The organism is Pedobacter sp. N23S346, assembly GCF_048515415.1.
Classification (GTDB): Bacteria; Bacteroidota; Bacteroidia; order Sphingobacteriales; family Sphingobacteriaceae; genus Pedobacter.
In genome coordinates this window covers 195,987-208,267 of record NZ_JBLYEE010000003.1, presented here as the reverse complement: position 1 = coordinate 208,267, position 12,281 = coordinate 195,987, and the positions used below count along the sequence as shown (strand labels likewise).

9 protein-coding genes are annotated in these 12,281 nt (G+C 37.6%); 7 read left to right on the top strand and 2 right to left on the bottom strand.

Annotated elements, in window-relative coordinates:
• Positions 1-798 precede the first annotated feature (798 nt).
• From ACN1CD_RS07705 to htpG, 6 genes are all read left to right on the top strand, one after another.
• Entirely contained in the window at positions 799-1,884 is a 1,086-nt protein-coding gene (locus ACN1CD_RS07705; protein ID WP_419129833.1) for an efflux RND transporter periplasmic adaptor subunit, read from the top strand.
• A gap of 2 nt (positions 1,885-1,886) precedes the next feature.
• Positions 1,887-4,997, top strand: coding sequence for an efflux RND transporter permease subunit (locus ACN1CD_RS07700; RefSeq protein WP_419129832.1), 3,111 nt, complete (start codon positions 1,887-1,889; stop codon positions 4,995-4,997).
• 1 nt (position 4,998) lies between these two features.
• Entirely contained in the window at positions 4,999-6,309 is a 1,311-nt protein-coding gene (locus ACN1CD_RS07695) for a TolC family protein (RefSeq protein WP_419129831.1), read from the top strand.
• Between the two features lie 230 nt (positions 6,310-6,539).
• A complete protein-coding gene (locus ACN1CD_RS07690; RefSeq protein WP_419129830.1) occupies positions 6,540-7,403 on the top strand; it encodes an N-acetylglucosamine kinase in 864 nt (287 codons plus the stop codon).
• A 113-nt stretch (positions 7,404-7,516) separates the two neighbouring features.
• A complete protein-coding gene (locus ACN1CD_RS07685; protein WP_419129829.1) occupies positions 7,517-7,909 on the top strand; it encodes a response regulator in 393 nt (130 codons plus the stop codon).
• Between the two features lie 324 nt (positions 7,910-8,233).
• On the top strand, positions 8,234-10,120 hold the full coding sequence (gene htpG, locus ACN1CD_RS07680) for a molecular chaperone HtpG (protein WP_419129828.1): 1,887 nt from the start codon (positions 8,234-8,236) through the stop codon (positions 10,118-10,120).
• A gap of 357 nt (positions 10,121-10,477) precedes the next feature.
• Here htpG and ACN1CD_RS07675 read toward each other — a convergent pair whose 3' ends face one another.
• A complete protein-coding gene (locus ACN1CD_RS07675) occupies positions 10,478-10,966 on the bottom strand; it encodes a type I restriction enzyme HsdR N-terminal domain-containing protein (protein ID WP_419129827.1) in 489 nt (162 codons plus the stop codon).
• 423 nt (positions 10,967-11,389) lie between these two features.
• On the opposite strand from ACN1CD_RS07675, the gene ACN1CD_RS07670 reads away from it, so the two are divergent.
• A complete protein-coding gene (locus ACN1CD_RS07670; protein WP_419129826.1) occupies positions 11,390-12,130 on the top strand; it encodes a LytR/AlgR family response regulator transcription factor in 741 nt (246 codons plus the stop codon).
• Positions 12,131-12,133: 3 nt separating this feature from the next.
• Here the strand turns inward: ACN1CD_RS07670 and ACN1CD_RS07665 are convergent, their stop codons facing one another.
• The gene (locus tag ACN1CD_RS07665) at positions 12,134-12,274 is read right to left on the bottom strand and encodes a hypothetical protein (protein WP_154283037.1); all 141 of its coding nucleotides are present in this window, start codon (positions 12,272-12,274) and stop codon (positions 12,134-12,136) included.
• Positions 12,275-12,281: the final 7 nt, after the last annotated feature.

The window sequence follows — 12,281 nt, the reverse complement described above, 5'->3', positions numbered from 1 at the left end:
CTAAAATTGATTTTTTAATAAACATATTAAATGTGATTTGCGACAAATTTATAGTTATTGCTTAGGTTTCCGAATTAAAAACTAGCCTGGGGTGTAAAATAGTTGTGAGTTTTGAGTTGAGAGTCTGAAGTCGTGAGTTTGGACTTGGGAGTCGCCGGGCGATAGCCTTTAGAAGGATGGGGTTGGGAGTCCTAAGTCCAGAGTCTTGAGTCGCTTGGCGATTGGAATTGCTAACCGCCCTGAACTCCCATCTAAAAACTCATAATTCCAAACTAAGCAAGGATGGCAGAAATCCTAACCGCCTTGGACTCCCAACTAAAAACTCATAACTCCGAACTAATCAAGGATAGCAGAAATCCTAACCACCCTGGACTCCCAACTAAAAACTCCCAACTCCTAACCATGCAAGGATAGCAGAAATCCCAACCGCCCTGAACTCCCCACTAAAAACTCATAACTCCTAACTAAACAAGGATGGCAGAAATCCTAACCGCTTTGGACTCCCAACTAAAAACTCATAACTCCAAACTAAGCAAGGATAGCAGAAATCCTAACCGCCCTGAACTCCCCACTAAAAACTCATAACTCCTAACTAAGCAAGGATAGCAGAAATCCTAACCGCCCCAGACTTCCGACTAAAGACTCCGGACTCCCGACTAATCAAGGATAGCAAGAACCCCACTAAGTAACATCCTTAATACAACAAATTTAGGACTAAACTATTTGGATATTTTTACACTCTATATTCCAGAATCATGATCTAATGGAGCTGGTTTGGGGAACTACACAAATATAAACATGAAGAAAAGGTATATTATTTATGCTGTTTTTGCTTTGGGCTTAGCTTATCTGGTTTATTATCGGATCAAAGAAAACAAAAACGTAGAAGGGAAAGACGCTGGCGCAACTGGTCAGGGTAAAGGAGGCGGTGGCAAATCGGCGGCATTAGTGGTTGATGGTATTGTGGTAAAGCCAGTATCTTTTAACAATGAACTGGAAGTTACCGGGGCAATAGAAGCCAACGAATCTGTTGTACTTAAAAGTGAAATCTCTGGTCTGGTGACTGGCATTTATTTCAAAGAAGGAACGAATGTAAGCAAAGGTAGTGTGTTGGTTAAGATTAACGACAGAGATATCCAGGCACAGTTACAGGAAGCGATTACCCGACAAAAACTTTCTGGCACGAATGAAAACAGAGCCAAACAACTATTAGCTAAGGGCGCAATCAGTCAGGAAGAGTATGATACTTCTCTGGCAGATTCCAGATCATTACAATCACAATCGCAATTGGTAAGGGCACAATTAGCGAAAGCAACCATCAGGGCACCATTTTCGGGGAGAATTGGTTTGCGTAGCATTTCTGAAGGCACATACCTTACACCCTCTACCGTAATTGCCAATTTAGTGAGTACCAATCCAATTAAAATTACATTTTCAATTCCTGAGAAATATGCCGGACAAATTAAAACAGGTTCGAGCATTACTTTTACAACCGATGGATCATCGAAAGAGAACACCGGAAAAGTATATGCAATAGAGCCCGGAATTAATGCCGCAACAAGAACTTTACAAATCAGGGCATTGGCACAAAATGCTGATAACGCGCTGTTGCCAGGATCGTTCGCAAAGATAAAACTGGCATTAAATACACTTCAAGATGCTATTCTGATTCCCAACCAGGCTGTTGTTCCGGTTTTAAAAGGAAAGATTGTCTACATTCAAAAAAACGGAAAAGCACAGGAAATAAAAGTGGAAGCTGGTACACGTACCGATGAAAATATAGTCATCACATCTGGATTAAAAGTTGGCGATACCGTATTAACAACCGGATCCATGGCCTTGAAGCAAGATGCACCAGTAAAAGTTCATTTGGTTAAAGAATAATTATGAGTATCTCTACTACGAGTATAAAAAGGCCTGTTTTAGCCATAGTTATGAATTTGCTGATTGTACTTTTCGGCGTAATTGGCTACACTTTTCTAGGAGTCAGGGAATATCCATCTATCGATCCAACCGTGGTTTCGGTGAGAACTTCCTATCCTGGCGCCAACTCTGATATCATTGAATCACAGATTACGGAGCCTTTAGAAAAATCAATCAACTCTATTGATGGTATTCGAAACATTTCTTCTTCCAGTAATCAGGGAACCAGTAATATTACCATCGAATTTAACCTGGATAAAAATATTGAGGAAGCCGCGAATGATGTTCGTGATAAGGTTTCGCAGGCAGCCAGAACCTTACCAAAAGACATTGATGGTTTACCGGTAGTAAGCAAGGCTGATGCAAACTCAGATCCGATTCTTTCAATGACCATTCAAAGTGATAAAAGAAACACATTGGAATTGAGTGATTTTGCGGAGAATGTAATCGCCGACAGGATTCAGACCATTCCAGGGGTGAGTAGCGTACAAATTCAAGGTCAGCGGAAATATGCCATGCGCATCTGGATGGATCCAAATAAGTTAAGTGCTTATGGATTAACCTCGCAGGATCTTGTTACGGCTTTAGATAATGAAAACGTAGAATTACCATCAGGAAAAATTACCGGTGCCACCACAGAATTAACCGTTAAAACCTTGGGTAAATTAACTAATGAAAGTCAGTTCAATAATTTGATTTTAAGATCAGACAGTAACCAGGTGATCAAATTGCAGGATGTTGGTTATGCGGTTTTAGGTCCGGAGAATGAAGAAACCATTTTAAGAGAATCCGGAAAGCCGATGGTTGCAGTGGCAATTATCCCTCAGCCAGGCGCCAATTATCTGGACATTAGTAAAGAATTTTATAACCGTTTTGATAAACTTAAAGCAGATATTCCAAAGGATATTAAACTAAAAGTAGCACTTGACAATACACTTTTCATTAAGCGTTCGGTAACAGAGGTAGCCGAAACCATTGGATTATCACTCGTATTGGTGATTCTGATTATCTATTTATTTTTTAGAGATTGGGCCATTGCTTTCCGTCCGTTAATCGATATTCCGGTATCGCTGGTATTTACATTCTTTATTATGTATGCCTTCGGATTTTCCATCAACGTATTGAGTTTACTGGCCATTGTATTGGCCACAGGCTTAGTGGTGGATGACGGTATTGTGGTTACTGAAAATATTTTCAAAAAGGTAGAAGAAGGCATGTCGCCATTTGAAGCAGCAATTAAAGGTTCGAATGAAATTTTCTTTGCTGTAATTTCAATTTCCATTACACTTGCGGCAGTATTCTTACCCGTAATCTTCTTACAGGGTTTCGTTGGGAGATTGTTCAGGGAGTTCGGGGTGGTAATTGGTGCAGCAGTTTTAATTTCTGCATTCGTATCGCTAACGCTCACGCCGATGTTAAATGCCTATTTAATGAAACCAGGCGGACATAAACCATCAAAATTCTACAACTGGACCGAACCGTATTTTGTTAAACTGAATGATTCATACGCCTCAAACCTGAATAAATTTTTAGATAAACGCTGGCTTTCCATTCCGATTATTGTGGTTTGTATGGGGCTTATTTTTCTCTTCTGGAAATTGTTACCGAAGGAGACCGCACCATATGATGACCGCAGCGCGATTAACATCAGCGCCACTACACCAGAAGGTTCATCTTTTGCTTATACGGATCAGTTTATCATGAAATTGAATCAGTTGGTGATGGATTCTGTACCGGAGAAAAACGTAAATATTACCATCACTTCTCCAGGTTTCGGTGGTTCGGGATCTGTTAACTCAGGTTTTGTACGCATGGGCCTGGTGAATCCGGAAGACCGGGAGCGGACACAAAAGGAAATTGCAGATAAGCTGACGAAGATCACAAAAAAATACACTGAAGGAAAAACGATTATCAATCAGCAGCCAACTATTTCTGTAGGGCGAAGAGGGGGTTTGCCGATCAGCTATATTATCCAGGCACAAAATTTTGAGAAACTGCGGGAGAAAATTCCTCTATTTATGGATGCCGTGGCGAAAGATCCAACCTTTACGGTTTCCGATGTCAACCTGAAATTTAATAAGCCGGAAATTAACTTAACCATCGATCGCGATAAAGCGAAAAACTTAGGCGTTTCTATTGCCGCAATTGCGCAGACGCTTAACTTAGGTTTAAGCGGACAGCGTTTCTCTTACTTTTTTATGAACGGGAAACAGTATCAGGTGATTGGTCAGTTCGATCGTGGTGACCGGAAAGATCCTTTGGATTTAAGTTCGGTATATGTCCGGAGTGATAAGGGAGAATTGGTACAACTGGATAATCTGGTTACCGCAAAAGAAGAAAGTAGTCCGCCACAGTTGTACAGAAATAACCGTTTTATTGCGGCCACTGTTTCTGCTGGCTTAGCCCCCGGTAAAAGTATTGGTGAAGGTATCGATGCCATGGACGCCATATCATCAAAAATACTGGATGAAACCTTTTCAACAGATTTAAGTGGAGAATCGCGGGATTTTAAAGAAAGTTCTTCGAACACTTTTTTTGCATTCGGTTTAGCTTTATTACTAGTGTACTTAATCCTTTCTGCACAGTTTGAAAGCTTTAAAGATCCGATTATCATTATTCTAACGGTACCCATGGCCGTTGCCGGTGCATTTCTATCCCTTTGGTTATGTGGCCAGAGTTGGAATATTTTTAGCCAGATTGGAACCATTATGTTAATTGGCTTGGTAACAAAGAATGGAATTCTGATCGTAGAGTTCGCCAATCAGCTGAAAGAAAAAGGAACGCCTATTGCTGAAGCCATCCGCGAGGCATCTGTTTCCCGTTTACGACCAATTCTGATGACCAGTTTAGCCATTGCCATTGGCGCACTTCCTATTGCTCTGGCTTTAGGTGCGGCTGCAAAAAGCAGAATGAGTATGGGAACGGTAATTGTTGGCGGAACACTATTTTCACTGGTGCTTACCCTATTTGTAATACCGGCCATTTACTCTTATTGGGCCAAGCCGTACAAACCAAATAAACAATTAAAAGATGCCCATCGCTTTGAACAGGAAGCATTAAACATAGAAGAATAAGATGAGCAAGAAATTACAATTATTATCTTTTTTACTGTGCTTATCCTTTTCCGGATTTACACAGGAGCTGCTTACTTTAAAAGAAGCTGTAAGCATTGCGTTGCAGAATAATTACGATATTAAAATCAGCAGGAACGACTTATCAATCGCTAAAAACAATAACAACATTGGGAACGCAGGCATGTTACCAACGCTTGATGGAACTTATGTAAATGGTGGTGGAGTTCAGAACACCAGGCAAACCCCCGCAACCGGACCAGAAAGGGTTATAACCGGCGCGAGAAGTACAAACAACAGTTTGGGTGCCGATTTAAACTGGACTGTTTTTGATGGCTTTACCATGTTTGCGAATTATAACCGGTTAAAAGAATTGCAAAAACAGGGTGAAGTAAATGCCCGGTTAACTATCTTAAACACAGTTGCAGATGTAATTAATGCTTATTATGATGTGATCAGGCAGCAACAATTACTCGTTGCGGCAGATAGTGCCATTGATGTATCTGTTTTACGAACCAATATTGCCAAAACCAAACTGGACCTGGGAAGAGGCTCCAAATTAGATGTGCTAACGGCCCAGGTAGATTATAATACTGATACCTCGAGTTATCTCCAGATTAAGAATTTTTTACAGGTGGCAAAAATTCGGTTAAACCAGATCATGGTACGGGATATTAGCACCAATTTTACAGTCGCCGATAGCATCGACGTAGACCGGGGAATTTTATTCAGTAAACAGGCAGAAATTGCAGAACAGCAAAATCCTGATGTGCAAAATGCTTTTATCAACCAACGGCTGGCCTCGCTGAATCTAAAAGCCGTTCGTGGTGCCAGGTATCCGGCAATCAGTTTGAATTCTGGTTACAGCAGGGCGAATAGCACAAGTCCTACCGGATTTAACCAGAGGTTTGCGGCAAATGGATTTACTTACGGTGTTACTGCCAGCTTAAATTTGTTTAATGGTTTTTTACAGCGACAAAATGAGCGAAATGCAAAGATTGAGATCGAAACATCAAAATTGAATCTGGGCAAAACGAAGCTTGATGTGAATTCTCAATTGCTTTCTGCCTATCAGAATTATGCCACTTACCTCGATTTGGTGAAGCTTGAACAACGGAACGTAGATATTGCCAAAGAAAGTTTAGACATTACCTTGGCCAAGTACCGTTTAGGGAGTATTGCTCCACTTGAATTACGGGAAGCACAGCGTAATGCCATTGATGCACAAAACCGTTTTATTGAAATGCAATATCAGGCCAAGTTAGCAGAAACTATGCTAAAAGAAATAAGTGGAAATATTGATTTGTCGAATTAAACTATACAGATATTTAAAGGTAGATATTTTATGAAACTGAATAATATAGCTTTCTATTTTAGAAATTATTTTAACATAAAGAATGATAAGCATGGTTTTCAAACCCTAAAAGCCTCCAATGAATGCATTTTTTATCGCGAATAATATAAAAACAGAAGAATTAAAGCCACAAATGAGTAACGAAATTATTTCAGGCATAAAATTCTACAATTAATTTTTATATTTAGTGCATGATACTTGTTGCAGATAGTGGCTCATCAAAAACTGATTGGATGGGTTATCTTAATGGAGAAACCATTAGATTTAATACCACTGGAATAAACCCATATTTTTTAAGTGAACAGGATATTTCGAATTTAATTTCGAAAAATGAAACTGTTATACAATACGCAGATCAGGTAAAAGAGATTTACTTCTTCGGTGCTGGTTGCTCTTCGCCTGATAAGCATGAAGTGGTTTCAAACGGCCTTTCTGAAGTTTTCCAAAATGCCTTTATCTCTGTAGATCACGATTTACTAGGCTCCGTTTATGCAACCTGTGGCAATGCCGAAGGGTTAAATTGCATTTTAGGAACAGGATCGAACATTTGCTATTTTGATGGCAAAAAGATTCATGATGGCCACCACGGGTTGGGTTATGTTCTGGGCGATGAGGGTTCAGGCACCTTCTTCGGTAAAAAAGTGTTGCTAGCCTATTTATATGATAAAATGCCTGCTGGTTTAGCTGCCGAATTTAAAAAGGCTTTCCCTGCTGATAAGGAGCAGATTATTACCAATGTTTATCAAAAACCATTTCCTAACATTTACCTGGCAGGCTTTAGTCGGTTTATGGCCAGCCACCGCGATCATCCTTTTATTCAGGATGTTTTGAAAAGTGGGTTTCAGGAATTTGTGAATACTAACGTGAAGGATTACCCAAAGTACAAAGATGTGCCTTGTCATTTCGTTGGCTCTATTGCATACTATTATCAGGAGACTTTAATTGAGGTTTTAGTAGAGAATGGCATTGAACCAGGCAAAATATTACAGAAACCAATAGAAGAGCTTTTCAATTTTATTCTACAAAAAGAAGGAATTGTTCAGCAGGCCAGTTAATATTTCTAAATTTTATTTGTTTATAAATTAATTGTTAAAATATTCTTAAGATTGTAAACTTAACAAGATACATTTTGTTATATTTTTGATGGCAAATAAATTGCTTAAAACATATGAAGAGAATACTGGTAGTTGACGATGATATTGAGGTTTTAGAAACCATACAATTAATACTGGAAATCGGTGGGTTCAAGGTTTCAGCACTTAACGATGGCGAAGAGATATTTAGCAGGATTGAAAGCTTTAAGCCGGATTTGATCTTACTTGACATATCGCTTGGCCATATAGACGGGCGTGTTTTATGTGAGCAATTAAAATCTATTGAGCACACTTCAAAAATTCCAATTCTACTCATTTCCGGTTTATATAATCAGGATGATTTTACTACATTAAATTACGGTCAGGATGATTTTCTTTCAAAACCATTCCAGATGGATGTTCTCCTGAAAAAAATTACCAAAATTCTATCTTTAGAAGAAGATAAACCAAGTTTTCATCTAAATTAGAAATAGATATACTTTATTAAAGGCCAAAAAACGTAACTGTTTTTTGGCTTTTTTTATTTACAATTAAATCGCATCTACAAAACTTTAAGTAGGAAACCAACTCCTGAATAGATAGGCAGCTATTTATTTATTTTTCGTAAACAATAATAAGTCTTAAGGTTGCACATACCTTTACCTTTTCCATCTCCCATCTTCCCTAATAAAGCTATCCGTAAACACATCTTCCCTTTTACATCCCCTTAAAATTCACTGTCATTTTGGCAAACAAAAGGCTTTGGAACAGCCCTTGTTATGCAGGATGTAGATTAAACAATTTATTTACATATGAGCATTCAAGAAAAAGGAAACATCTCAATACATACTGAGAACATTTTCCCAATAATTAAGAAGTTTTTATATTCTGATAACGAGATTTTTCTCCGTGAGTTGGTTTCAAACGCTGTAGATGCGGTTCAGAAAATTAAAAGACTGGGTTCATTAGGTCAGTTTAATGGCGAAGTAGGTCAACCTTTAGTAAAAGTTGCCGTTGACAAAGACGCAAAAACCATTACCATTAGCGACAATGGTTTGGGTATGACCGCCGAAGAAATTAAGAAATACATCAACCAGGTTGCATTTTCTGGCGCAAGTGAATTTGTAGAGAAATTTAAAGATGCAAAAGACGCCAATGAGATTATTGGTAAGTTTGGTTTAGGTTTCTATTCTGCCTTTATGGTTGCAGATTTAGTAGAAATTCAAACCCTATCTTATCAGGATGGTGCGGAGCCAGCACGTTGGGTTTGCGATGGCAGTACAGAATTCGAAATTACGGAAGGCACAAAAACCACCCGTGGTACAGATATCATCCTTCATGTTAACAAAGATTCTGAAGAGTTTTTAGCAGAATCTAAGTTGCAAGAAATTTTAGATAAATATGCTAAATTCTTACCTGTTCCAATTCAGTTCGGTACTAAAACAGAATCTGTAGAAGACGGCGAAGATGAAGAAGGTAAGAAAAAATATATAGATGTAGAAGTTGATAATATCATCAACACTACTAATCCTATCTGGACAAAAGCACCTGCAGATTTGTCAGACGAGGAATACTTAAGCTTCTACCGTGAATTATATCCATTTAGCGAAGAGCCTTTATTCTGGATTCACTTAAACGTAGATTATCCATTTAAATTAACTGGTGTATTGTATTTCCCGAAATTGAAAAATGATTTCGAAATGCAACGCAACAAAATCAAATTATACTCCCGCCAGGTATTTATTACCGACGAGGTTAAAGATATTGTTCCAGAATTTTTAATGCTGTTACATGGTGTAATCGATTCACCAGATATTCCGTTAAACGTTTCGCGTAGTTTCTTACAAGCGGATAGTAACGTAAAGAAAATCAATAACTACATTACTAAAAAAGTTGCTGATAAATTAGCCGAATTATTTACGAAAGACCGTCAGGCATTTGAAGACAAATGGAAAGACATTGGTTTATTCGTGAAATACGGAATGATCAGTGAAGAGAAATTCTATGATAAAGCTAAAGATTTCGCTTTAGTTGGAAACACTAAAAATGAACTTTTCACTTTAAACGAATATAAAGAGAAGGTAGCACCTTTACAGACAGATAAAAACGGTACCGTGGTTTATTTGTACTCCAATGATACTGCAAAACAAGATGCTTTTATTCAATCAGCGAATAAAAAGGATTATGATGTTTTGGTATTAGATTCACCAATAGACAATCACTTCATAAATCAAATGGAGCAGAAATTGGAAAAAACATCGATTAAAAGGGTAGATTCTAGTGTTGCTGATAAGTTGATCGAAAAAGATGAAGTTAACGAGCACGTTTTAAGCGAAGACCAGGTTAAAGAAGTAACAGCGATTTTTGAAAAAGCAATTACTAAACCAGGCATGCAAGTAGAGGTTATCGCTTTGAATCCAGATGAATTACCAGTAACCATTACCATGGATGAATTTATGCGTCGCATGAAAGATATGGCTGCAATGGGTGGAGGAATGGGCTTTTATGGCCAGATGCCAGATAGCTACAAAGTGGCTATTAACGGAAACCACAAATTGGTGAACAAAATCTTAAATACAGAAGGTGAAGCACAGGCTAATCTTGCCAAGCAAGCTGTTGATTTAGCTTTATTGGCTCAGGGAATGTTAACTGGCGCTGAATTAACTGCTTTTGTGAGCAGAAGTGTTGAATTAATCTAATCATTAAATAATATGATTTATGGAAGGGAGAAATCGAAAGGTTTCTCCCTTTTATTTTTTAATAAAAATAGGATTAAACGAATTGTTGGGGGATAAGTATTTTAGACATGCGTTTCAATCTTTCGGTTGCTGTCTCACCAACAGAAAACTCATGCCTATAAATATTAAACTTAGGTAGGTTATCTAATCCTTGGTTGGTGGCGCACCAACTAAAAACCCATCCCTATAATTCAAAACTTAGGCTTGTTGGTGAGATACCAACCTGTAGAGTAAGAATAGAGGACACAAAAAAAGCCCTAATAAATTAGGACTTAATTTCTATAGAATCTCCGGGACGTTAAGATTTTAATAAATATATTAGCTTGCTGCCTGCTTCTGATCAACATTGAAGTAATCTTTATGATCTTCAATCATTTTGGCAATTGTTGCCGCTTTAGTATCCGTTAATTTGAATTCGAATAAAGGCGCCTGATTTTTCTTCGATTTTACCATCTTCTCTGTGTAGAAGCGATAAACTAATCCATTCGTTAGCAAACCATATTTCGCTTTCGTTTTACGGAAATATTTTGATAAACGTGAATCATGAATATCCAAGCTATCTTCGTGGTGCTTACACTCTACCAAAATAGTAGGTTCTCCATCTTTCATAATGGTATAATCAACCTTTTTACTTTTTTTCACTCCAAAGTCCAGCACAGCCTCAGATTGAACCTCTGAAGGATCAAAGCCTAAAATCTGGATGAAAGGCATCACTAATGCATTTCTGGTTGAATCTTCTGTTTGAACTTGTGGAAGCATCTTTTTGATCCTGACAGCAAATTGCCCTATTTCGTCTTTAAGTTCCATGGTAGTGTATATAATTTTTTTAGAGGTATCAGTTTTTTCAAGCTATAGTTGGATGTGGTAATATGCTTATTTGTATTTCTAAATTTTAATCCTTCAACGCTTAACCCGTTTTTGTATGGCCTGTTTAATGATCTTTTCAACAGGCTACACAAATTTGGGCAGGCAGATGTTAGGTTAATTAAAATGATAATGGTTTAAACGCCAATCATCTTAATTATTTGTTTTTGGCAAACAGTTTAAAGATTACAAAAAAGATATATGAAAGACATTTTATTACATGAACCCCCCAGATTTTTACACGAAACCTGTAGATTTTTACACGAAACTAGCGTTGCGTTTTTTTTAATACCATGAAGCTAAATACAATCCATTTTTTATTTAACTTGCAATAATTCATTTCAAGCAACATTATTTATAACTATCATGAATCTAAAATGCGTTGTTATCGACGACGAACAGCATGCAATTGAGGTAATTACCGACCATATCGCAGAGATGCCCGGTTTGAGTGTTTTTAAGACTTTTACCAGTCCTGTCCAGGCACTGACTGAGCTTAGCTTAGATGATGAAATCGATTTATTATTCATGGACATTGATATGCCTGGAATTAACGGCCTCGAATTAGCCAAAAACATCAGGGAAAAGGCGAAGTATTTAATTTTCACCACTGCACATCCTGATTATGCCTTACAAGCCTTCGATGTTCAATCAGATCAATATCTGCTTAAGCCCATCTCATTTGCAAAATTCGCACTAGGCATAGATAGAATTTTGAAAAAGGAAGCAAATAATGCCCGCGCAGCAAAAGAAATAGATCAGGTGTCTGCACTTTATATCAAAGGCGATCACAAATATGCTTTTTCTAATATTGCTATTGATGAGATTCTTTACATCAAAGCACTACAGAATTATATTCAGATTATTACCAATACTGAAACGCATATCACTTATCTCACATTAAAGGAGATTGACAAAGCTCTGGAACGTCATCCATTTATTCGGGTAAACAAATCAAACATCGTTGCTAAATCTGCTATCAAAAAAGTGGATGGAAATATTATCCGTTTAACCAATAATGAAATGATACAAATTGGTGAAGGCTATAAAGAAGCTTTCTTCACCTATGTACAGAATAGTTTATTAAAATCAAACAGAAACCAGTAGTTATTAATCTACGATGTAGCTAGTCATTACTATGGTATGGCTCATATCTCCAGTTGGATTAGTAGCGAAGTTATTTTGAGCCTTAACATTTTTGTATACAAAAACTGTTTTTTTCGCAAGTTTTGGAGTGTTTTGAGTTTTCATAATATGA